General features: G+C 57.2%; 20 protein-coding genes, 2 tRNA genes and 1 pseudogene. 19 read left to right on the top strand and 4 right to left on the bottom strand.

Going from position 1 to position 22,947, the window contains the following annotated elements; all coding sequences use genetic code 11:
• The 8 genes from ROSERS_RS04410 (at position 1) to ROSERS_RS04375 (ending at position 8,265) form a co-directional block, all read left to right on the top strand.
• Positions 1 to 2,166 carry a hypothetical protein gene (locus ROSERS_RS04410; RefSeq protein WP_011955616.1) on the top strand — a complete coding sequence of 722 codons (2,166 nt, stop codon included), beginning with the start codon at positions 1 to 3 and terminating at the stop codon, positions 2,164 to 2,166.
• The gene (locus ROSERS_RS04405) at positions 2,163 to 3,014 is read left to right on the top strand and encodes a class I SAM-dependent methyltransferase (RefSeq protein ID WP_011955615.1); all 852 of its coding nucleotides are present in this window, start codon (positions 2,163 to 2,165) and stop codon (positions 3,012 to 3,014) included. Before ROSERS_RS04410 ends, ROSERS_RS04405 begins: the two co-directional genes overlap by 4 nt.
• A gap of 2 nt (positions 3,015 to 3,016) precedes the next feature.
• Positions 3,017 to 4,690, top strand: coding sequence for a hypothetical protein (locus tag ROSERS_RS04400; protein ID WP_011955614.1), 1,674 nt, complete (start codon positions 3,017 to 3,019; stop codon positions 4,688 to 4,690).
• 27 nt (positions 4,691 to 4,717) lie between these two features.
• Positions 4,718 to 5,830 (top strand): glycosyltransferase family 4 protein, encoded by a 1,113-nt coding sequence (locus tag ROSERS_RS04395; protein WP_011955613.1) that lies wholly within the window; start codon positions 4,718 to 4,720, stop codon positions 5,828 to 5,830.
• A 16-nt stretch (positions 5,831 to 5,846) separates the two neighbouring features.
• The gene (locus ROSERS_RS04390; RefSeq protein ID WP_011955612.1) at positions 5,847 to 7,064 is read left to right on the top strand and encodes a glycosyltransferase family 4 protein; all 1,218 of its coding nucleotides are present in this window, start codon (positions 5,847 to 5,849) and stop codon (positions 7,062 to 7,064) included.
• A gap of 154 nt (positions 7,065 to 7,218) precedes the next feature.
• The gene (locus tag ROSERS_RS04385; protein ID WP_011955611.1) at positions 7,219 to 7,791 is read left to right on the top strand and encodes a hypothetical protein; all 573 of its coding nucleotides are present in this window, start codon (positions 7,219 to 7,221) and stop codon (positions 7,789 to 7,791) included.
• Between the two features lie 313 nt (positions 7,792 to 8,104).
• Positions 8,105 to 8,181: transfer RNA gene (locus ROSERS_RS04380), tRNA-Glu, on the top strand.
• A gap of 8 nt (positions 8,182 to 8,189) precedes the next feature.
• Positions 8,190 to 8,265, top strand: a tRNA-Asp gene (locus ROSERS_RS04375).
• Between the two features lie 285 nt (positions 8,266 to 8,550).
• On the opposite strand, the gene ROSERS_RS04370 is transcribed toward ROSERS_RS04375, so the two are convergent.
• Entirely contained in the window at positions 8,551 to 8,901 is a 351-nt protein-coding gene (locus ROSERS_RS04370) for a nucleotidyltransferase family protein (RefSeq protein WP_011955610.1), read from the bottom strand.
• A 426-nt stretch (positions 8,902 to 9,327) separates the two neighbouring features.
• Between ROSERS_RS04370 and ROSERS_RS04365 the strand changes: the two genes are divergently transcribed.
• Positions 9,328 to 11,151 (top strand): bifunctional metallophosphatase/5'-nucleotidase, encoded by a 1,824-nt coding sequence (locus tag ROSERS_RS04365; protein ID WP_011955609.1) that lies wholly within the window; start codon positions 9,328 to 9,330, stop codon positions 11,149 to 11,151.
• A 356-nt stretch (positions 11,152 to 11,507) separates the two neighbouring features.
• On the top strand, positions 11,508 to 12,707 hold the full coding sequence (locus ROSERS_RS04360) for an aspartate aminotransferase family protein (protein WP_011955608.1): 1,200 nt from the start codon (positions 11,508 to 11,510) through the stop codon (positions 12,705 to 12,707).
• 305 nt (positions 12,708 to 13,012) lie between these two features.
• Here the strand turns inward: ROSERS_RS04360 and ROSERS_RS24730 are convergent.
• Positions 13,013 to 13,327: pseudogene (locus ROSERS_RS24730) on the bottom strand (transposase); the annotation flags it as partial.
• Between the two features lie 54 nt (positions 13,328 to 13,381).
• Positions 13,382 to 14,341, bottom strand: coding sequence for an integron integrase (locus tag ROSERS_RS24725; RefSeq protein ID WP_011955607.1), 960 nt, complete (start codon positions 14,339 to 14,341; stop codon positions 13,382 to 13,384).
• A gap of 159 nt (positions 14,342 to 14,500) precedes the next feature.
• Between ROSERS_RS24725 and ROSERS_RS25820 the strand changes: the two genes are divergently transcribed.
• The 6 genes from ROSERS_RS25820 (at position 14,501) to ROSERS_RS27305 (ending at position 20,090) form a co-directional block, all read left to right on the top strand.
• Positions 14,501 to 15,307 carry a hypothetical protein gene (locus ROSERS_RS25820; protein ID WP_011955606.1) on the top strand — a complete coding sequence of 269 codons (807 nt, stop codon included), beginning with the start codon at positions 14,501 to 14,503 and terminating at the stop codon, positions 15,305 to 15,307.
• 146 nt (positions 15,308 to 15,453) lie between these two features.
• Positions 15,454 to 15,738: a hypothetical protein gene (locus ROSERS_RS04350; RefSeq protein ID WP_041333001.1), complete on the top strand. Its 285-nt coding sequence runs from the start codon at positions 15,454 to 15,456 to the stop codon at positions 15,736 to 15,738.
• 574 nt (positions 15,739 to 16,312) lie between these two features.
• Positions 16,313 to 17,317: a PGN_0703 family putative restriction endonuclease gene (locus ROSERS_RS04345; RefSeq protein ID WP_041332998.1), complete on the top strand. Its 1,005-nt coding sequence runs from the start codon at positions 16,313 to 16,315 to the stop codon at positions 17,315 to 17,317.
• A gap of 101 nt (positions 17,318 to 17,418) precedes the next feature.
• Positions 17,419 to 18,171: a DUF3800 domain-containing protein gene (locus ROSERS_RS04340; protein ID WP_011955604.1), complete on the top strand. Its 753-nt coding sequence runs from the start codon at positions 17,419 to 17,421 to the stop codon at positions 18,169 to 18,171.
• Between the two features lie 89 nt (positions 18,172 to 18,260).
• The gene (locus ROSERS_RS04335; RefSeq protein ID WP_011955603.1) at positions 18,261 to 19,055 is read left to right on the top strand and encodes a hypothetical protein; all 795 of its coding nucleotides are present in this window, start codon (positions 18,261 to 18,263) and stop codon (positions 19,053 to 19,055) included.
• A 141-nt stretch (positions 19,056 to 19,196) separates the two neighbouring features.
• Complete coding sequence (locus tag ROSERS_RS27305) at positions 19,197 to 20,090, top strand: MauE/DoxX family redox-associated membrane protein (RefSeq protein ID WP_011955602.1); 894 nt, start codon at positions 19,197 to 19,199, stop codon at positions 20,088 to 20,090.
• A 183-nt stretch (positions 20,091 to 20,273) separates the two neighbouring features.
• Here ROSERS_RS27305 and ROSERS_RS24715 read toward each other — a convergent pair.
• Positions 20,274 to 21,331 (bottom strand): IS5-like element ISRfsp3 family transposase gene (locus ROSERS_RS24715; RefSeq protein ID WP_085979421.1). Its coding sequence is split into 2 segments (ribosomal slippage): positions 20,274 to 20,800 and positions 20,800 to 21,331, totalling 1,059 coding nucleotides; the frame shifts between segments, so codons are not numbered across the junction.
• 98 nt (positions 21,332 to 21,429) lie between these two features.
• Here ROSERS_RS24715 and ROSERS_RS04320 point away from each other — a divergent pair.
• From ROSERS_RS04320 to ROSERS_RS04315, 3 genes are all read left to right on the top strand, one after another.
• Positions 21,430 to 22,080 carry a hypothetical protein gene (locus ROSERS_RS04320; protein WP_011955601.1) on the top strand — a complete coding sequence of 217 codons (651 nt, stop codon included), beginning with the start codon at positions 21,430 to 21,432 and terminating at the stop codon, positions 22,078 to 22,080.
• Positions 22,081 to 22,318: 238 nt separating this feature from the next.
• Positions 22,319 to 22,615, top strand: coding sequence for a BrnT family toxin (locus ROSERS_RS24710; protein ID WP_011955600.1), 297 nt, complete (start codon positions 22,319 to 22,321; stop codon positions 22,613 to 22,615).
• On the top strand, positions 22,584 to 22,880 hold the full coding sequence (locus ROSERS_RS04315; RefSeq protein WP_041332994.1) for a hypothetical protein: 297 nt from the start codon (positions 22,584 to 22,586) through the stop codon (positions 22,878 to 22,880). Before ROSERS_RS24710 ends, ROSERS_RS04315 begins: the two co-directional genes overlap by 32 nt.
• The last annotated feature ends 67 nt before the right edge of the window (positions 22,881 to 22,947 follow it).

Genomic DNA, 22,947 nt, shown 5'->3' with positions numbered 1-22,947 from the left:
ATGAAGCGCTCGTCTGCTGAGCGGGCGGCTCCTTCCAGCAGCCGCATCGCCGCCATCTATGCGCTGGCGCTCGGATGCTACGTGCTGCTGGCGCTGATTGTCACCTGGCCCCTGGCGTTGCATTTCGACCGGCTTCTGTTCGGCGGAATCGACGGCGCGCCAGGGCGATTCGACTTTGCTGGCGGCGAAGAAGCTGGATTGCATCTGTGGCATCTCTGGTGGGTGAGCGAGGCGATCCTGCACGGCGCCAACCCGTTCTGGACCGACCTGCTCTTCTACCCGGACGGCGTGCAATTGTATGTGCAAACGCTCAGCGCGCCGAATGCAGTGCTTACGCTGCCGGTCTATCTGCTGGCGGGTCCGGTGGCGGCGTTCAACGCAGCGGTGCTGCTGGGTTTTGCGCTGACCGGGTTTGGCGTCTTTCTGCTCGCCTACCACTATGTGCGCGGATTCTGGGAGGCGCTGGTGTGCGGTGTGCTGGTTACGCTCGGACCGCTCCACATCGCACAGTTGCAGAACAGCCACCTTAACCTGTTCAGCCTGCACTGGATCCCGTTCTATATCTACGCCCTGGCATTGCTGGATCGCGGCGCGGAGCGCTGGCGCATTGCATGCGCTGCGGCAATCGCCGCGCCGGTCGTGCTTTCCGACTGGTACTGGGCATCGATCTGTGGCGTACTTACAATTGTATGGATGGCTGCACGGTTCGCAGCAGTTCGTGAGCGCCTGATCCTCGCCCGCCATTATGCGCTGTTTGCGATTGGAACGCTGATCCTGCTGGCGCCGTTTCTCGCCGGGATGCTTATGCGGCGTGACGTATTACCGATAGGTCACCAGGCGCGTGACGCGATCTTGGAAGCATATGTGTACAACTCGTCGGTCGACCTGTTCGGGTTATTCTTTCCGAATGTGTACCAACCGCTGTGGGGGGCGCAGGTCGAGCAATGGATGCGCCCGGTTGCCGAATACTTCGCTCCAAGCGTCTGGTATGTTCCGGCGGGATGGACCCTGATGGCGCTGGCGATTATCGGCGCGCGAACCGTCTGGCGGCGCGAGCGGCACCTGGCGTTCACTGCCATCGTGCTCTGGGTGTTGGCGATGGGTCCTGGTCTGCACATCCTGGGGAAGGACACGGGCATCCCAATGCCGTATGCGCTGCTTGATCGGCTTCCGCTGTTCGGGACAGCGCGCAAGCCAGCGCTGTTTATCGCGCCGGTGCTGATGGTGATGAGCATCGCAGCGGCGCAGGGGCTGGCGCAGTTGCGCCGGGGGACGCCAGATGTCTGGCGCATGCTACCGGTAGCAGGAGCGGTAATGGCAGGGTTGTTCGAACTCTGGCTGCCGTCAGGGCGCGTCTTCCTGCCGCTGGAGCGCCCGGCGGTGTACGAACAGATTGCAGCGCGCCCCGGCGCCGTCGCCGACCTGCCGCTCGATGTGCTCGAAACAAGCCGCACCTTACGGAATCAGATCGTCCACGGTCAACCAATCATCGGCGGGTTCATCGCGCGCCGACCGGCGTATGAGACGTTCAATATGCCGCTGCTGCGCGCCATTGGAACAATGCAAGCATTACAGCCAGATATTGTTCCGCTCGACCAATCCACGGTCAGAGCGATGCAGTGTTTCGCGCCGGTGCGCCACGTGGTGGTGCGCACCGACCTGACGACGGCGCGTGAGCAGGAACAGGTCGCGGAAACGCTCGGAAGGTTGATCGGGCATGCGCCGACGCCGGTGTATGAGGATGCGCAGTATCGCCGGTACGAACTGCCCCGGTTCGCCGACGCCTGCCGTCCCTTCGTGTATGCAGGCAAAGGATGGGACGACGTGGAGCGCAACGATAACGGTCGGCATCGCTGGGGGAGCGCCGACAACGCGATCTGGCTGGTCAACCCGTATGATGCGCCAATCCATGTGACGCTGGCGTTGACCCTGGCGTCTTACGAGACGGCGCGACCGGTGGAACTGTGGCAGGATCGGCGGCTGATCGCGCGTTGGGAGGCACCGCGTTCGGTACGCACCTATCGCATAGGAGTGACTGCACCGCCGGGACAGACCCGATTGCGCCTGCGTGCGCCGACGACGTATGACCCGCAATCCCGACGTGATCTGAGCATTGTAGCGTTGAACATACATATAACCGGTTATACGTTGAACTCTCAACCATGATGACCCAACCATCCGCTGTACCAACCGAACTCGAGCAGGCGATTGATCCCTGGCTGCGGCATATGCGCTGGCGGCGCGACTTTACGCGCTGGCGCGAGCGGCGCATCAATCAGGAAGCGTACCAGAGCGACCGGCTTGCCCGTCTGGAACAGATTGCCGGACGGGTCGATGGAGTGCGACTGCTCGATCTCGGCGCCGGCATGGGCGGCTTTGCGGTTGCGGCAGCGCTACGTGGCGCGCAGGTTGTCGCCAGCGAATATAATCCAGCCTACTGTCGGATCATTCTGCTGCGCGCGGCGCGTTACCACCTGCGCGTGCCGGTGATCAACACCGCTGGCGAAGCGTTGCCGTTGCCTGATGCAGCATTCGATGCTGTGGTATGCTGGGATGTCATTGAGCACGTGCAGTCGCCGGAACAGGTGCTGCGCGAGATTGCGCGGGTGTTGCGCCCTGGTGGCGTGGCGCTGATAACGGTGATCAACCGACGAGCCTGGATCGATCCGCACTACCATATGCGGGGGATCAACTGGATGCCGCGCCCGTTTGCCGAATGGTTGATCGCGCGCCGCGGGCGCAGCAAGCAGGGCGCTGCGTTTCGTGATATGCAGCGGTTGAGTGACATGCACTATTTCGAGTACCAGACATTCACGGCGCTCGCGGCGCGCTGCGGATTCTGCGTGCGCGATCTCCGCGAAGAAGAACTGCTGCGTGGAACGCTCTCCAGTCCGAAACCGGCGCACCGCATCGCGCGAGCGGCGCTGCGCCGCCTGGGGTTGGAGCGCGCTGCGTATCGCCTGCAACGCGACTGGTACACCGGCATGTTTGAACTGGGACTGGTCAAACAGTAGCAATGGCAACCGAACCGACAACCAGTCGCGCCCCTTCGCTCGCCAGCCAGGTATCGCGCGCCGTTGTGTGGAACGCGGTGTTCGTGCCGCTGCGCATGATCGCCGAAATTGTCGCAACGCTGCTCAAACTGACGGTGCTGCCGTTGACCAGTTACGGCTTGCTGGCGCTGGTAAGCGGCGCCAGTAATGGACTGGGCACCTGGATCGACCTGGGAACAACCCGTGCGTTGCCGAAGTACATCCCTGAAACGAACCGCACCGGCGGACCACGCGCAGTGTTGCGATTGCTCTTCGCGGTGCTTGTGGCGCAGGTTGCCGTCCTGACCCTCGTGTTTGCCGGATTGATCGCAGGGTACGACCGCTACATCGGCGAGTTGCAGGGCAAGGTGCTTGCCGATGGACGCATTCCGCCTGTCGAGCAGATGACCCTTGTACGGTTCATCGATGAGTCTGGCTGGCTCATTATGCTCACCATCCTGATTATGCTCTTCCTGGGCATCTGCTACGACATGCTGATGGCGTACCTGAACAGTTTTTTCAAGCAGCGCGCCTGGAACAGTGTGGCGCTGGCAGCGGGTTTGTTGCCGCCATTGTTGAGTGCAACGGCCATTCTCATCAGCCGGCTGACTCCTGATCCTGACCGTAGTGCAATCATCGGCGTGCTGATCGCCATGTTCGTTGCCCCCGCGATTGCCGTTGCGCTGGCCGCATGGAACGTGTACCGTTTGTGGAAATCCGATATCCGCTCCTGGTCGGATGACGGACAGGAAGCGCCCGACCTGTCGCTTGCCAATGCCCTGCCGTCCGGTTTCGTGCGCTACTGCGCGGTTTCATTCCTTATGACGGTGACCGACTTTCTGGCAAGCAAGTCGTTTGCGGTGTTTCTGGCGAACGACATCAGCGATGTCGCCCTGCTCTGGGCTGGCGCGTCGGTGGTTGGGATGGTGCTTGGCTACCTGTACACACCGATGGTTGGCGTTCAGGTGCCGCTGTTCACCAGGGTGCGCGCAGGTGAGGGCGGAACGCTTTTGGGCGCATATCAGTCGCTGGCGCGACTTCAAGCGCTGCTGCTCATCCCCGGCGCCGTGGGATTGATCCTGCTGGCGCGCCCGGTGCTCACCGTGCTGACGCCGCAGTATGTCGATGCTGCATCGCTGGTGTGGGTGCTCGTGCCGTGTCTCTTTCTGGAGAGTATGTTGACCACCGCATACAACGCGCTGATCGTCTACGAAAAGCTGGGCGTCATTGTGATTTCGCGCTTGCTGACACTCTCAGTCGTTCCGTTGCTGGTCCTGCTGTCGCCGCTACTGGGCATCGCTGGCGTGGCGCTGGCATTCGGATTGGCGCGTGTCCTGGGGGGATTGTGGGTGACAGTAAGCGGATACCGGTTAATGGGATTACGCTGGCCCTGGCGGTTTACATTGCGCGTTCTACTGGCGAGCAGCGTGATGGCGCTCCTGGTAGCGGGGATGGCGGCACTGTTGCCAAACCTTCCGCCGCATGCCAGCATTCTTGTGCGGTTACGCGAGGCAGGGTTGCTGACATGCGTGGCGTTGCTGGGCGCAGGTGCATTCATTGCAGCGCTGCGCGCAACCGGCGGGCTGGAACCGCAGGATCGTGAGCAACTGGCGAAGATGCGTCTGCCGGGGCGTCGCTGGTTGCTGCGCGTCTTATAACGACACGAAGGCGCCTGTGGTCAAGCCATGCGCATTGCACTCTACAATCTGACAACGACAACAAAGTTTGGCGGTGTGGAAAGTTTTGTATGGGACCTGGGGCGCGAACTGGCGCGTCGCGGGCACGCAGTGACAATTATCGGCGGAGTGGGGAAACGCCGTGAGCTGGCGCCGGGAGTTCGGGTGCTGATGTTCCCGTTTATTGATCGCTATCGGTTTCAGACGCTGCCGTTGCTCCGCCGCGCATATGCCGAAGCCAAACTGCTCGAACGTCTGTCCCTGGCAATCGCTGCACTGCCGGAACTGATCGCTGGCGGATACGACATCATCCACATTCAAAAACCGTATGACCTGGGTCCGGCGCTCCTGGCGCGACGCCTTGGCGGAGCGCGGGTGGTGCTGGGGTGCCACGGCGAAGATTTCTATCCGGGCGACACACTGCTCGCGCCGCGCATCGATGCCGCAGTATCGTGCAGTCGTTTCAATGCTCGCACTGTGGCAACACGCTACGGGTTCGAGCCGACTGTCGTGTTCAACGGGATCGACACGAACCTGTTTCGTCCGACAGCGCCCGATCCCAACATCGTTCGCACCGATGGAACACCGCTCCTCTTGTGGGTCGGTCGGCTGCAACCCTGGAAGGGGGTCGATGTTGCTCTCCACGCCTTACAGGAGATTCCGCGTGCGCATCTGATGATCGTCGGCGATGGCGAAACTCGCGCAGACCTGGAGCGACTGGCACAGGAACTGGGACTGGCGGAGCGGGTACACTTCCTGGGCGCCCTGCCACGTGAACGTCTCCCGTCGATCTACGCCGCAGCCGATCTGCTGCTCGCCACCAGTTTTGCCAGCGAGACGTTCGGCATCGGTCTGGTCGAAGCGCAGGCGTGCGGGCTGCCGGTTGTCGCATCGCGCTTCGGCGGCTTCCCTGAAGTGATCGACGAAGGACACACCGGACTCCTCGTGCCGCCACGCGACCCGACTGCGCTGGCAGCAGCGGTGCGCACACTGCTCAACGATCCGGAGCGCCGTCGTGCAATGGCTGACGCTGCGCCGGGTTGGGCTGCACAGTTCTCGTGGTCTGCTGTGGCAGATCGGGTGGAAGCGGCATACCGGGCTGCCTGCAACAGTAAGATGTAACGGTATAAGGAAACCTGTGCGCGTTCTGATCATTGGACTGGGCGGCATCAGTCGCCATTTTCGCAACTGGCCCGAGCGGACGCTTGGTCAGGCGCTGGTGCATGCCGGGCATGAAGTCTATGCCCTGACCTACTGGCAACCTGAAGCACCACATCTTGGTCTGGTCGAGCGCGCCGAAACGATCGATGGCGTTCGGGTCATACGGGTGCGCCCGCGAATTGCGCCGAACCGCGATCTTGTTGCTGTGCTGCGCAACATTCCACGTCCAGATATTGTGCATCTGATGCATCCGCGCAATGTGCTGGCATGGGGTGCAGTGCGCTGGTTGCGGCAGGAACGTGTGCCGGTCTGCTGGACGTGGCTCGGACCGTACCACGACCGCTGGCTGGTGGATGATCGTGAGCGTCCATATGAGCGTCCGCCCCACCCTGAGCGCCTGATTTTCACCTGGTTCGACCTGGCGCGCCGGGTGGCGCGTGAACCGTTGCGCCTGCGCGATCACTGGCGAAACTTTGCGATCCACGCTCCACTGAAGCACGTTAATCGCTTCATCCCCTGCTCCCGCCACGAAGCCGGGGTTCTGACGCAACTCGGCTTTGGCAAACGGGTGGGACCGGTTGTACCGCTCTGGCTCGACATGGAGTTTATGCATGGTCCGGCGCCGGCGCCGCCTGCCCTGACCCGACCGATCATTCCGTATATCGGGCAGTTGACCATCCGCAAATGCTACGACATGATCATCGATGCCATGCCGACAATTGTACGTCGATACCCGCAGGCATCTTTCGTGTTCGTCACCCACAACCAGGCACAACGCGCTGATCTGATGCGGCGAGCTGCAGCGTACGGCATCGAGCGCAATCTGCATTTCCCTGGTACGATCAGCGAAGAAGAGAAACTGGCGCTGTTGCGCGCCAGCGATGTACTCCCTTTTCCTTCCCGCTACGAAGGGTTTGGCCTGCCGCTCCTCGAAGGCATGGCTGCCGGTGTACCGGTTATCTCGACCGATATCCCCGTTGTAAATGAGATCGTTGTTCATGGTGAGAATGGGCTGCTCATCCCTTACGATGACACCGATGCGCTGGCGCGCGCCATCCTGAGCGTTCTCGATGATCAAAACCTGCGCAATCGCCTGATAGCAGGCGGTCAACGTGCGCTGACCGAGCGTTTTGCGCCAGAGCGTCTGGTTCGTCACATCATTGATGTGTACGAGGACGTTCTGGCAGAGCGTTGAGGTTTTTCAGATACCGCCTCTACTCCGTGTAGGTTCAGGCAAAGACCATTTGGTTGACGAAACCATTGAGTGGCACTATTATTGCGTCATCCAAAAATGGTAGTTGCTATCATTGACGGACAGGGAAACCACTGCGAACGATCAGGAGCAGGCGATGACACCCGACGCCTGTATTGTCCTGCCCGAACCGATCCAGCGGCGCGGCGCTGAACTGCTCCACCTGCAATGCTGGCTGTGGGGCTGCGATATTCGTCGTGGTGAAGGGAATCTCCTGCTGGCGTATGGGTTCTCTCGTCAGCGACCGCCATCCGGTGCAGTTGGGAGCAGCGCCTATCTGATGGCGCTTGGGTCGGGGACGCATGTCGTGTTGTGGGGCTTCGGCGCCTTCTACGGCAACCCGGCAGAGGGTGGCGTCTATCTCAGGCGGTACGAGTTTACCCCAGTGTGGACTGCGCCGCTCAACGCGCAGCGTTTGCCCTGGTTGCCCGACCAGATACACCCCGCAGACATCCCACCGGAACCGGAGACGCGGCAGCGGATGCATCGGCAGTTTGTTGCGCTGCTTGAATGGATCGCGCAGTACGAAATGTGGGTGCGCCACACGTATGGTCTCGCATACCGGCGTCGGTGCGCGGAAGAGTCGACGAAGCACACCTTTCGCATCGCCATCGAGCAACTGGTCGAGGAGTGGCAGCACCTGGCGCACCGGTGCGCCGATCTATCCTGAAGGCAGGAGACGAACCATTGTGGGATGCCAGCCACGCCATCGGTGCGCCAGGGCAGCGACGCTGTGCTCGCGCCAGCGTCGAGCGCGCGTTACTCCGGCGCGCCGTTTTCCACTTGGGCTGTAACGAGCTATTCGCAGCAGCACGCCTGATCCGGGTACGGCGCGATCCAGTCATCCTTCAGCGTGCAGTTGACCATGACAGATCGCGCTTCGATCAACCCGCATGACCTGTTGCTGATTTGCAATGTTTCACACTTGCTGGTATAATAGCGGATGTCGGGGCCGCGAGGAGTTCGGGCCGACGGAAAGATCAGGCCCCATCGTCTAGCGGCCTAGGACGCCACCCTCTCAAGGTGGAGATCGCGGGTTCGAATCCCGCTGGGGTCACCAGTTCATACGGGCCCGTGGTGTAGCGGTTAACATGGAGCCCTGTCAAGGCTCAGAGCGCGGGTTCAAATCCCGTCGGGCCCGCCAGAAGGCGGCAAAAAGGCTCACTGCGGTGAGCCTTTTTGATTCGCGAGTCCACTGCAAAAAGGGTATGTCACCCTAGAGGCGCAGCGTTCGCAGAGAAAGATGCCACATTGCGTCACGCACACGCACGCTTCGCTATGCATCCATCGTGTTTCGTTTTTGTGACTCTCCGCGCGCTCGTCGTCTCAGCTATGCGTTTTTCCAGCGAAGTCATTCATGCTGGCTTTTCCCCGTCGCTGTTGATCCTGCCCGCTTCCGGTTGAACCATCGTCGGATCGCCTGCACCGATCAGATCGTCGCATAGAGCACCTTTTCTTGCTCCAGGATGTGCGCCCGAATAGTGGGTTTCAAGCCCGCGCGGGGTACCAGGTCAACCGGACGCCGAAAGAGATCTGTCAGTTCGCGCTGCATGCGGCTGAGCGCCAGGAATCCGATCCGCGCGCCAGGCTCAAACTCTACCAGGACATCTATGTCACTGTCCGGTCTGAAATCGCCGCGCACCACTGATCCGAACAGCGAGAGCTGTCGAATGTGGCGCCTGCGGCAGAATGCTTCGAGTGCCTGAAAAGACACATCTGAAAGAGACGACACTGTTTGATCCATGGTGAACTCCCTGCTTATGTCAAAAATGAGTGGCAACAGACATACCTGGACTGTTCAGCGACTCGTTCAGCATCGGTCGGCCTGAGCGCGCTCTTTGTCGGCTTCCTGCACACGCGCTGCCGCTTCCTCACACGCGACTGCTGTCCAGCAAACATCCCAGAAGGCAAGGCAGGATTCTTGTTTATTGTAGCGCAAGAAGGGATGAACCATCGCTGCGTCTCTTTCTCACCGACGCTATCGTACATCAGTACCTCATCCGTCCCTCGCACGCGGTTTGTCGCTCCGTGTCCGCAGTGCATTCCGTGGTGAGACAACGGCGGGCGCGCAACGTGGCGCTGCGCGTCGCCTGCGCCTTTCCGCTCCCCTGCACAACCGGTCGTCAGAATGTGGTATAGTACGCTCGCTCCATATCCATGTTGCAAGCAGCATTGTCGGATGAGAAGAGCCAGAGGAGAGAGGAATATGGCTGTGCCCACCATTTCGCGGCGGACCTTCGTGAAAACGATGGCGGTCGGTTCAGGCACGATCGCCTATCTCGCAACGGCATTGACGGTCCATGGCGCCGGTCCGGAAGTTTACACGCTTCGGATCATTCACACGAATGATCACCACGCGCGCATCGAGCCGGTCTTCAGCGGGAACAACCCGGTGCACGGCGGCGTCTCGCGGCGCAAGACCCTGATCGATGCGATCCGCGGGGAAGGCGGCAACCAGTTGTTGCTCGACGCCGGCGATGTGTTCCAGGGAACGCTCTATTTTAACCAGTACCGCGGTCTTGCCGATCTGGAGTTCTACAACGCCCTCAAATACGATGCCATGGCGATTGGCAACCACGAGTTCGACATTGGGCAGGGGCCGCTGGTGGATTTTGCGCGCGGTGCAACGTTCCCGCTGCTCAGCGCGAATATTCAGGTTGATCGCTCGTCGCCGCTGGCGGGCCTGATCAAGCCGTGGGTTGTGATCTGGGTCGGTGGGCAACCGATCGGCATTATCGGTGTGACAACCGAGGATACCCCGGTGCTCAGCAATCCCGGTCCCGGCGTAAGGTTCACAAACTATATCGAGGCGGTGCGTCTGGGAGTGGCGTCGCTGCGCCGCGATGGCGTGAACAAGATTATTGCGCTGACCCATGTCGGCATTCAGGCAGACCGCGAACTGGCGCGCCGGGTGGACGGTCTGTCGGTGATCATTGGCGGACATAGCCATACCCCGATGGGTCCGATGATCAACCCGCCTGATCCCAATCGCCCCTACCCTGAAGTTATCGCCTCTCCTTCCGGCAAGCCGGTCATTGTGGCGCATGACTGGGAATGGGGGCGCTGGCTCGGCGACCTGACGATCGGGTTTGATGCCAATGGCGACGTGACGCGCGTCGTCGCAGGGCGCCCCACCGAAGTGCGGCCTGCCATCGATCCAGATGGCGGTTTCGAGAACCGGATCAGGACGTTCAGAGGTCCGCTGGATCAACTGCGCGCCACGCCGGTCGGCGAAACGCGGGTTGCGCTGAACGGCGCCCGCGCTGATGTGCGCTCGAAGGAGACCAACCTGGGGAACCTGATCGCGGACTCGATGCTGGCGAAGACGGCGCCGGCCGGTGCGCAACTGGCGATTATGAACGGCGGCGGTATCCGCACCAGCATTCCCGAAGGACGTATTACGCTTGGTCAGGTGCTCGAAGTGATGCCGTTCGGCAACACGCTCGTGCTTTTGACCCTCACCGGCGCGCAGGTGAAGGAAGCGCTGGAGAACGGCGTCAGCCAGGTGGAGCAGTCTGCAGGACGCTTCCCGCAGGTCGGCGGAATGCGCTATAGCTGGAGCGCCTCGGCGCCAGCCGGGAGCCGCATCACCGGCATCCAGGTCTCTGATGGCAGGGGCGGGTTTGTGCCAATCGACCCGAATGCCAGCTACCGGGTGGTCGTGAACAACTTCATCGCCGGCGGCGGCGACGGCTACAGCGTTTTGCAGCGGGGCACGAACAAGGTCGATACCGGTTTTCTCGATGCTGATGTTCTGGTGGAATACCTGCAAGCGCGTTCGCCGGTCAATCCGCAGGTTGAGGGACGCATCGTGCAGGATGGCGTGTTGCCGGGCGTAGCGGGCGTGGCAGCGCCAGCGCCTGCACCGGTGGAAACGCCAGCCGCGCTGCCGCGCACCGGCGGCGAGTCGCTGCCTGCCTGGTTGCTGGCGCTGGCAGCAGCCGGTGCGATTGGCGGCGGTCTGCGGTTGCGTGAACGTGCGGCGCGCATCGCGGCAGCCAGCGAGCGCGAGACGGTAGAGGTCGAGTAGGCAGCACGGTGTGGCGTGGGAGAGACGCGGCAATGCTACGTCTCTCCCCATCTTGCAATTCCAATGTTGAGTCCACTGCAAAAAGGGCATGTCACCGCAGCGGCGCTGCGTTCGCAGAGGAAGATGCCAGAGCAAGTCGCTCCAATGCGTGCGCATATTTTTGAAGCTCTCTGCGCGCCTGGCGTCTCAAGGGCATGTCACCGCAGCGGCGCTGCGTTCGCAGAGGAAGATGCCAGAGCGAGTCGCTCCAACGCATTATGCTTCGCCGCGCATATTTCTGAAGTTCTCTGCGCTCCCGGCGTCCCGGCGGTGCGTTTTTGCAGCGAAATCAATGTTCATCCAGCACAGGAGCCATTATGACCGCCGCTGACGTCATTTCTGCCGAACAACGTTACCTGCTGCAAACCTATGCGCGACCGGAATTCGTCATTGAGCGCGGCGAAGGATGCTATCTCTACGATAGTGAAGGTCGTCGCTACCTGGACTGTGTTGCCGGTATTGCGGTCAACGCGCTCGGCTACGGCGATCCCGACGTTGCGCGCGCAATCAGGGATCACGCCAACGGACTGATCCATCTGTCGAACCTGTACCACTCGCGTCCGGCGGTCGAACTGGCGCAGACGCTGGTCAATCATACATCGTGGGCGGATCGGGTCTTCTTCTGCAACAGCGGCGCAGAGGCGGTCGAGGGTGCGCTAAAGTTCAGCCGCCGCTATGCGCGTGACATCCACGGCGAAGGGAAGACGACGATTGTGGCATTCAGCGGCTCATTCCACGGGCGCACGATGGGCGCCGTGGCGGTGACGGCGCGCGAAAAGTATCGTCAACCGTTCGAACCGGTGATGCCAGGGGTGCGTTTTATCCCCTTCAACGATAGCGCTGCCGCAGCTGCCGCCATTACCGACGATGTGTGCGGCGTGATCGTCGAACCAATACAGGGGGAGGGTGGTCTCAGCGTAGCGACGCCGGAGTTCCTGCGTGCGCTGCGTGAACGGTGCGACGCAGTCGATGCGCTGCTCATCTTCGACGAAATCCAGTGCGGTATCGGACGCACCGGAACGCTGTGGGCGCATGAACCGTATGGCGTGGCGCCCGATCTGATGACGATCGCCAAACCCCTCGGCGGGGGGCTGCCGATCGGCGCGATCCTGATGCGCCAGAAAGTTGCGCAGGCGATCCACACTGGCGATCACGGAACGACGTTTGGCGGCGGTCCGTTCGTTACCGCAGTCGCGCAAACGGTGTTCCGCAAAATCGCCGATCCGACGTTCCTCGCCCATGTGCGCGAAGTCGGTGACTACCTCGGCGAGGCGCTGGCTGACCTGCAGGCTGCCCGCCCCAATGTTGTGCTGGAAGTGCGCGGACGTGGTCTGATGCGCGGCGTGGTGATCAATGGTTCTTCCAGCGCGGTGCGCGAAGCAGCGCACAATGAAGGTCTCCTGATCGCCACTGCCGGTGATGATGTGTTGCGCCTGGTACCGCCCCTGATCCTGACCCGCGCTCAGGTCGATGAAGCCATCGAGAAACTGACCAGAGCGCTGGACGCCGCATCCTGAGCGTGTGGTTGAACTATGGAGAGGGTTCCACCCGCCAACGAAAGCAGACGCCTCGTGCGCCATCCTCTCCGCGTGCTCCGCGTCTCGGCGGTGAACAATACATACACCGCCGAGACGCCAAGGGCGTGGAGAGGCGGAGCGCAGCGCTCACAAGGCCGCTTGGACGGGGCTGCACCTGTCGCCGCAAGCGGGCGCCTCGCGCAATGCGGCAGACCCGGACAAGGGTCAACGTCTCTGAGAACTGCTACAATCCGGTATTCGCCTCGTGCCGTGAGGCTCATGGAGATTGAGCATTCTAGCAGTTCTCACGGGGGTTGAACCTGGTGAACGAGGGTGAACACTCCCGGAGTCGCGCCCCTCACACGGCGACCGAAATGAATTTCGGTCTCCATTCCGCTGGCAGCGCGCGGCTCCGCCTCCCGTCCCGATGCACGGCGCATCTCCGTTCGGAGCACATCGGTGCGCCACGTCCAGATCCCATCCTGCCGCTGGCGACGAACGGAAGGATAGACCGTCTGCCGTGGCGGGATGTCGTGAGGAAGCATCCGGCAGGCGAACCCACGTGACAGGACGGAGACGATAGCACGCACCATCCCGCGGGAGGAATGCACCCGATAGCGCCCCTGAAGTGGAGATTTGGATGGTCATCCCGTCTCTGTAGCCAAAGGGCAGCCTCAGGTTCTGGAGGATAGGGGACCGCGTAAGCGTTTGCAGGCAGGCGCCTGGCCTTCAAGGTAATGCTGAGTGGTGCGAATGTCGGCATGCCCCATGAGTTGTTGGATATCGTCGAGCTGGTAACCGGCCTCTTTAAGCCGGTGAGCGAAGGCAGCGCGCAGGGTGTGGGCGGTGGCGCGTTTGGTCATGCCTGCGGCATGGACAGCGGCGGTGATGGCCTTCTGAACACCGCTGGGGTGGAGGTGATGCCTCTTGACGACAAGGGTACGGGGGTCTACGGAGAGGTCACGGGAAGGGAAGACGTACTGCCATTCCCAGGAGGTGGCTGCTCCCGGATATTTGCGCGCCAGCGCTGGCGGCATGGAGACCGGAACGTCAAGGTGAACCTCATAAAGGCGGCGGACCCCCTCCAGGTGGGCGCGGAGGCGTTGGAGAAACCGCTCCTCGTCTGGGAGGAAGGTCACGCGGTCGCGGTTGGACTTGGTGTTGCGAACGGTGATGAGGGAGTTCTCAACATCGAGGTCCTGGATACGCAGGCGCAGCGCTTCGAGCAATCGCAGTCCGCTGCCGTAGAGAAGGCAGGCGACGAGGTAAGGCGTGCCGTCCAATTCGGCGAGGATGCGCAGGCATTCGTCATGGCTGAGGTAGGGCTGGACGTAGGTGCTTTTCTTCGCGCGCAGGGCGTGCACATCGCCGAGGGGGATGGCGAGAACTTCCTGATAGAGGAACAGAAGGGCGGCAAGGGCCTGATTCTGAGTGGAAGCGGAAACCTGCTCGCAGGCAGCGAGGTGGGTGAGGAAGGCTTCAACCTCCGGTGCGCCCATGGCGGCGGGGTGGCGGAGTTTGTGGAAGCGGACGAAGCGTTCGTACCAATGGAGGTAGGCTTTCTCGGTGCGGATGGAATAGCCACGCAGGCGGATGGCGTCGCGGATGCGATCGGCCAGTTTTCTCTCCGGCATGATGGTGCTCCTGCTTTGACAGAAATTTCCGTTGTATGATAGCATGAGCGTGTAAGTCCCTGGTCAACTGTGGCTGTCGTATGGCATAACATAGAGAGTCACGCAAGATAACATAGAGAGTCGAGATAAGTACAAGTTAGCCCGCTACGGTGAAGTGCAATGAGCAAACACATCCTTTTCGGAATCGCATTAGCAGTACTCCTCTTGAGTGGATGTGCTTCCAACCCTGATGTTCAACTGGTTGAACTCAGTAAAAACACTGTTGTCTATGATGAGATAGTCCGCATTAACAACTGCGGCGGCAAAGGCGATAGCGAACAAACCAAGTCACGGGACTTTGCAACCACTGTTGAGTTTGAAGCAGGCGTTTCCGCGGGGTATCAGTCCATTGTGCAAGGTAGCCTTTCCGCCAAGTACAGCGAGTACCGAAATACATCTGTAAGCCAGCGTTTGGTTGCGCCGCCTGGGACGAATATGGAGTTTGTGTTACGCTGGTCTGATGATGTGCGGGCTGGAAACGTTCAGGTGAATGGCAAGAGCGGGACGTATGAAGTGCGTATTCCTGTCTCGGTGGAGCAGGTTTCAAGTAGGGATTTGGGATGTGGTATCTCTGCTGTGCCTGTACAACCGACTATACCAAGTATCCAACCCAATCCACAATCCTCTTCGAGTACTCTTATGTGTAAGATTGAGTTCTTAGGCGAATGGTTATATCAACAGCCACGCGCGCCTATGCCTCCTCCTGCAGGTCCAAACCAAGTTATATTTGCACATGGTGACATTGATAACTCTGGTACATGCCATGTAAAAGAGTTTGGCCCAGGTGAACCTGTTCAAGGACTCGGCCTTGGCAGTTTCAAACTCTGGCTAATTACGGGTTCTCCCGAATGTATCAAGGATTATGAAGACTATCTTCAGCGCGGCGCAGCATCACATGCTGGAACATCATGTCCTTATCTCCCATAGATAAAAGCGGGCTAACCCGCGCATCCAGCCGACAGCGCTCCGCTTCGCTCCGCGCTGCGGCTGATGCGCCAGCCGTTGGGCCGTCCATCTCAGCAAGTAGCGGTCTGCGAGGTTGCACATGGATAATGTCAATAAGGAGGACACTAATGGAAAAATGGGAATATTGGACAGGTTTTTTGTGGGCTAATATCGAAAATGAAGGCGCAAGGGAACTTATAAAGAAAAGATGGCCAGATTGGAAGAATCCACCAAAATATGCACCTCAAACCATGATACCTGCACTCAACAACTTTGGAGAGCAAGGTTGGGAATTAGTACATATGGAACCAGTGGCAGGAGTTGTTGGCGTAAACTACGATATGGCTTTCTTTGATAAGGCAGAGTGGAGCAATGCTTATTTTTGTGTCTTCAAACGCAGAAAGCAGGAGTAATCCGTCAGGTTGATTTCACTCTACTGAATCATGTGGGGATGGATTGTTCGAAAAGATTTGTAAAGGCTGCAGGGCGTATTCGGGAAGAGGGCGCTGTTTCCTGGCCTGAGGTGGGAAGGAAGCCGGTGGCTTTTCGGATAGTGGGCGCTGTGGGAAGAGCGCGCCGGTTGGGGGCTGGCCGTCCGGAAGTGTGTCTCTCCATTCAGAGAGATGCCCTCAATGCTGGTGGGGTCGGTAGGGTGGCGGACGGTGGAGCAGGCGCTGGGGACAGCGGGCCGTCGGACGTCGGCGCTTCGGATTATGCTCCAAGCGGCGAGAACCCCGCAGGGGGTGAGTAGGTCCAACTGGAGTCCTCGCTGGAATTCAGCGGACAAAGGTGGATAGGTCTTCCGTCCTGAGGATAGCAGGCAGGCCAGCGGGGGGCTGGTGGGGGAGTGGGCCGGTTTGCCTGAGGCGCTTCTGGCGAAAGGGGTTGGCGGCCCAACCTGCGCTTTGAGCCGACAGGCCTCCCTTCGGTCGGCCTGCAGCTCAAGCGCGGGCCGTTAGCCCGCTCACTGCGGACAGGATGAACAGAATGGGCGAGTTTCTCGAAAGCGAAAAACTGCATCAGGCGAAATTCAAAGCGAGTTCACCATACTTTTCCAACGCGGCTCGCGCCGATGGAGTCTACAAGGGCAAGTCACGTCCATTTTGTTTGCCTATCGAATGTGCTGAAGAGAACCTGTTTCCCGAAATTCGACAGGCGGCACTTGCCTACTTTGCGTCTCAGGGTATCAAATGGCACGACGGCCAAAATGGCCAACCAAGTAATCATCTTTGCGACTCGCAGGTCTGCTGTGTCAATTTTCTCTTTGCTTTTTCGGACAAGCCTGACGCGCTAGCCAGCGTCTTGCGCCCTGTCTTTCCTGATATTCGGACAATGCTCCCGGTGGAAAACGGACAGTATGTCGCTTTTGAGTGGATAGGTGAAGAAAACTATCTGGGCGAGAAGATCTCGCGTAACGGCAAACGGACACGTGGCGCGAATTTCACAAGTGCAGACGCAATCGTGATGTTTGAGCGGATAGATGGAAAGCGGCAGATTGCCCTGATTGAGTGGAAATACACCGAGTCATATGGTGGGGCGTCGCTCAAAATCGCCAGGAGTGGCACAGACCGCACCAACATTTACAGGCCGCTTTTCAGGCGGGATGATTGCCCAATCAACAAGGAATTGTTGCCCAACTTTGAAGCACTGTTCTATGAGCCGTTTTATCAACTGATGCGCCAGCAGTTGTTAGCCCACGAGATAGAACGGGCGCAGGAATTGGGCGCAGACATCGTATGTGTACTTCATATTGCCCCAGACCATAACGCCGATTTCCGCAGAGTGACTTCGCCTGATCTTGCGCCGCTTGGTGATACGGTGACAGATGTTTGGAAAAAACTGGTGCAACGGCGAGATAGGTTCATCAGCATTAGCACCGAGCGACTATTTGGCGGTTGGTTGATGGGACAGTTGCCAGGAATGCGGGGGTGGTCGGAATACATCAACGCCAGATACGCTTGGGTTCAAGATAGCACAGCGTCATCTTCGTAGGCAAGGCGCGGGCTAACACCGCGTTCCAGCCGACGCCGCTCCGCTGCGCTTCGCGGCGCGGCTGAACGCGACCGTTAGCCAGCCGAACAAGGGACGTGATCATGCAAATAATTTTTTTGGATGAGTCGGGTTACAGTCGGGACTGGAAAAAGCAAATAGATGAGCAACCGTTCTATGTGCTTAGCGCGGTTTGCATTCCGATGAGCAACATTCCTGCAGCCTATGACAGACTGAGAAAAGAAATCAATAAAATAAGTGTGCCAGGACAAAAGAAGCCATTAGGTCGCGGATTTGAGATAAAAGCCAGAGACATTGCTCAAGGCACAGGCTGGTGGCGAGATCACAATGATGAGAGAAATCAAGTGCGAGACTTGTTTTTGTCGTTTCCGCAAAAGGAAAGTGGCACTGCGTTTGTAGTGGTTGTTAACAAAGAAGCCCATCTATCTAAATATGCTTTTCCAGATAATCCTTATCTTTTGTCTTTGAAGTTTATCTTTGAAAGAATCGAGATGTATCTTCAAGATCATGATGACTTTGGCTATTGCATATATGACCAAAACGAAAGGTTAGAACAAGACCTTCAAGAACATGCTAATTGGCTATTGACAGAAGGAAGCAGGGGTTGGAATGATGTATTTGAATTCTCGTTGCCTATTCAACGGATCACAGAATTGAGTTTTGGCGCTTCGGTAAACTCGATTGGTCTACAAGTAGCAGATTTCTTTTCGTCTATGACGAATTCGTATTATAAAAGTGGCAAGCCTTCAAATTGTGGCTGGTGGAATTTACTAACCGAATCGCTTCATAAAAAAGGCGGTAAGTTGTTAGGTATAGGGTTGAAAGAGTTTCCGTAAAGGCTGGCTAACACGCGCTTGCACCTGACGCCGCTCCGCTGCGCAGGTGAAGCGCAGGCCGTTAGGCGGCTTCTTTCAGGAGAGAGACGTTGAGCAAAACCACGAACAGGTTACTCAAATTTGTTGGCTACATACTTGATTATGCGCCCATTATCGCCACAGTAATCGTGGCAACATTGGCATCTCTTTCAGCCGTGCGAAGTGGTATAACCACCGCCGAGATGTTGCAATGGGTGCTTGTAGTATTGGCTTTGCTGGCGACGACACAACTTGTTGATAGATTTCGATTGATGAGAAATCTTGATGTTAAAGTCGAGCAATTGTTGGAAAGTGCCCAGGGATTGAAAGGAGCAAACGCTTTCTTTGTTCCACGAATCCCCGATATGGAAGAACGACTACGCCAAGCAAAGTCTATAGCCATCAACGGAATAACGTTGTCTCGTACTAGCGATTCTTTTTGGGGTACCTTTAAGCAGAGAATCGCAGAAGGTGCAAGAATTCGGATTCTAATTGTTGATCCTAATCACCAAGCGCTCGACATTGCGGTAAATCGTTTTCACAAACACCAAGACCCGAACAGGCTGCGCCGCGAATCAGAACACGCTCTAGATAATTTCGAATCGTTGATGGCTGAACAGACTTTGGGCGAAGCCTTTCAAGTGCGTTTGCTCCCATTTGTGCCCCCTTATGGCATTTGGCTCATAGACGCGGATACCCCGAGAGCCGAGATTTGGGTCGAATTGTACTCATTTCGTGATGAACCTGAACCAACCTTCCATCTTCTTCCAAATCGTGATGGAGAGTGGTTTACTTTCTTTCAACGTCAATTTGAAATAATGTGGAATGCCAGTAAGCAGTGGAAACCTGAGAAAAACGCCGCCTAACACGCGCTTGCACCTGACGCCGCTCCGCTGCGCTTCGCGGCGCAGGTGAAGCGCAGGCCGTTGGGCGGCACGGTCGCAGTAGGCGTGCCGGAGGCAACTTAACGATCTTTCACAGGAAGGAGAAGATCGATTTTGGAAAACATGATGGCATATATAAACATTGGAACTTCTGTTATGCTTTCCGTAATACTCTTCATGGCTGGCGTGGCTAAGATATCTGACCTTGTTTATACTGAACAGATTATCAGGAAGTTCGCTTTTCTGCCAAAAGAGATTGCGCCTCTCATCAAGGTTTCATTGCCAGTGGTGGAGATAACCATTGCGATAGCATTGCTTTTCCCTTTCAGCGCGGCTTATGCCACCCTCGCGTCGGCTACACTTTTTGCGATGTTCGTAATTGTGCTAACTATTGCTTTTTTCCAAGACAAAGATACTCCATGTGGTTGCTTTGGAGCATCTAGCCAAGAAAGGATCACTGGGCTAACTATTGGTCGCGCAGGATTGCTTTTTTCGGCATCGATACTTTTGCATCTAAGTTACCTTGATCCTTTATCGTGGGTAACCATTGGCAGCTTCTTGTTTGCTCTTTTGGGTTGCTGCCTCATATTATGGACGTTACTCATCTCCTCCAAAACAAATGCTATCAACACTGATACTGTTGCTAGAGGTCGCCAATTTCTGAGCAGGCGTGATGCCATCAAGATAATCGTAGCCATCATTGCAGGGGTTCTATTGCAATCTACCAAAAGCGTCAGCGCTCTTGCCTGTTGCCGATGCGAATATCAACGACATTATGATCCACCTACCAACTGCTGCACATCGAACCCGCCAAACTACACTCATAAGCATCATTACTGGCGGCGATGCTACAACATTTGTACGGGTCAAAGGGGAGGTTGGCACAAGATCCAACCCGACTCTTGCCAATGCGAGTGCGGGACTTGCTCAGATAGCACATGGGTTCAGAACGAGTGTTGTTTTGCATCTGAGTGTTGCTGCAATATGGGCATCTGTGAGTGTGGATGTCCGTGCTGAAATAGGAGGTTCTGACAAATGCGATGGAATCTTTACACAGCCCTCTATGTCCTTCTACTAGTTGGGTGCACCATAACCCCGCCAGCAACGATTTTATCTCCTAATGCCACCAGCTCTCCGCCATTGATACAGAGAGCAAGCGGCATTGCTGAATTGACGCCGACTGTTAGCGACTAGACTTCATCAAGATTCGTTTTGATTTTTGGACTGCTTTTTGCGTTTCAGCCAAATTCGGAAGTTATGCAGCCCGCAACATGTTTCCATGACCATATCCCGAAATTCGGAACAACTGAAGCGGATAATGTCGTGAATGATTCGATACCGCTTGATATCGCCGATAACATGTTCAATACGAACGCGAACGGATGAGATACGCCGGTTTTCCTCCTTTTCCTGCGGCGTGAGGGTTCCATTGCGCGGCTTCTTCTTTGGCTGCATAATCTGGACGCCAGGCAGGGTAAATCCTTGAAATCCGGCGTCTTGATAGAGAATGCTCGCGTTTGGAAGGGTGTATCCCGCTTCATCCGCAATACATTTATCGTGGACCCTTCCTTCGTAGGTGTCACTCAAAAAGTGAATAGAGCCAAACTCATCAATGATGAGAACGTTCTTAAGCGTATGTCGTTTCTTCTTACCGCTGTAATACAACTCCCGGTCGACTTTGTCGCTTGGACGGCGAATGGGACGTTCTACGCCGTCATGGATAAAAAGGGGGGCGCTTTTGTCGCATGCGACGGTTCTTCACACGACGGTTCTTCACACGACGGTTCTTCACACGACGGTTCTTCACACGACGGTTCTTCACACGACGGTTCTTCACACGACGGTTCTTCACACGACGGTTCTTCCTGCAATCGCCTCGCCAGGTCGTCGGCAGTGCGCGCAGGCAGGAGATTTTGCTGTGAAAGCGCATAGTTCAGCGCTCCGTGCAAAAGATGCACCCATTTGCTTACGTTTGATTGGCTCATTTGAAAGAGGTGTCCGTGCATCACTTGCGTTGGGTTTTGTTTTAAGTAGGTCAAAATAAAGAGCAATTTATCTTCTGTTGTCGGAAGCGGCGAGTTTGCATACGAGACGTAGCGACGACAATATCGGACGCGGCCATCAATCGTGCGACGTTTCATATACGCTTCAAATGCGGCGTGGAAGATCGGAACCAGCGCGTGGAACTCTTCAACGGTCAGTCCGGTCATAGAGCGTAATTTCTCCGGATTTTCGATAATGGATCGATACTTACACATCGTTTTTCTCCATTTTCAGATTGTACAAAAATAGTATATCACTAAATCTTGATGATGTCTACTCATCACCACAAATTACTTCAGATGAAGGAGGCAAAATGGCAGGGCAGTTTCTTTATTATGAATATGAATACTTTCAACTTGAGGGTATTCCGCCATATCCAAGTCCGTACCTGACGATCGACAGCATTGACAGGTACTGGGTTGATGTGAATGACCCCAATCGGTTCAGATACGAGCGTTACTACCGCACACGCGAAACCGAACCCAAAGAGGGCGTCGAAGTGAGCCGAGTTGGAACAGGTTTTGGTGGGGTAGTGGAAGAGTGTCAACGCTATGAGGAGAAAGTGGAATGTACTCAGCAAGCCATCACCACCACGTTAACTCACGACGAGTGGCTCAATAATACCACTCACTTGAGTCGCAAATTTCTCAACAACATCAATTCCCCGGCTACAATTGGGGGTTATGAATATAGGGGTATCGAGAGCGACGAGCTGTGGGGTGACGTTCATGTATTCGAAAGACGCGGGACGTTATCTGCTAGCGACATCTACCCCAACTTCCCGATAGTCGAAACGCTGAAATTCGATGTAGCTCTCGGTAGGACTGTTGAATGGCGACGCATCGTGATCGATGGAGACAAATCCGTTATCCACGCTATCTCTCGTCTTGTGAAATGGGAACTGCTTGATGCTTCTGCGGTATCCGCAGACTTATTCTTAACAAGAGAAGCAGCAGAAAAGTGATAGGAAAACAAAGGCCAGACCCGCGCCGTTCCGCTTCCACTGAACGCGCCGCCCAACATGCGCTTCCAGCCGACCGCTTCGCTCGCTGCGCTCGCTTCGCGGCGGCTGAAGCCCACCGTTAGCACGCTGCCCGGCAGTTTCAGATTGGTACTTCTGCACATCTTACCACTGATTCAGTTGAAAAAGACATCGGGCTGTGATACGCTATACGCAACAGTGTAGTGGATTAGGCAGGCGCATGGATTTGCAGTTTGAATGGGACGATGCGAAGGCTGCTGCGAATGTGCGCAAGCATGGTGTCAGCTTCGAAGAAGCTATCACCGTCTTCGGAGACCCCAACGCCATCACAATCTTCGACGTTGAGCATTCAGAGACAGAAGACCGCTTCATTGACATTGGGCTATCTGCAGGCGGGCGGGTTCTTGTGGTCGTCTACACAGAACGAGGCCCGCGTATTCGTATCATCAGTTGCCGGAGAGCAACCTCGGCTGAACGGAGACAGTATGAACAGGGAGTTCAAGCAACAGGCTACTGATAACGACGAGATGTTGCCTGAATACGACTTTTCTGGTGGCGTGCGTGGCAAGCACTATCAGGCGTACCGGCGGGGTTATCAGGTTATCGTTCACAAGATGGATGGGACGACTGAAGTGCGGGATTTTGCCCTGCCGGAAGGAGTCGTCATTCTCGACCCAGATGTTCGCGTGTATTTCCCGGACTCAGAGGCCGTCAATCGCACATTACGGGGGCTCATTGGCCTCATGCCACAACAGCATACACCTGGTGAAGCACCCTCGTAGGAGTGGCATTTTAGTCAAGGCAGCGTGCTAACCCGCGCACCAGCCGACCCGCTTCGCTCGCGCTTCG

The organism is Roseiflexus sp. RS-1 (assembly GCF_000016665.1).
In the GTDB taxonomy this organism is placed as follows: domain Bacteria; phylum Chloroflexota; class Chloroflexia; order Chloroflexales; family Roseiflexaceae; genus Roseiflexus.
This window is presented reverse-complemented; position numbering and strand designations above follow the sequence as displayed.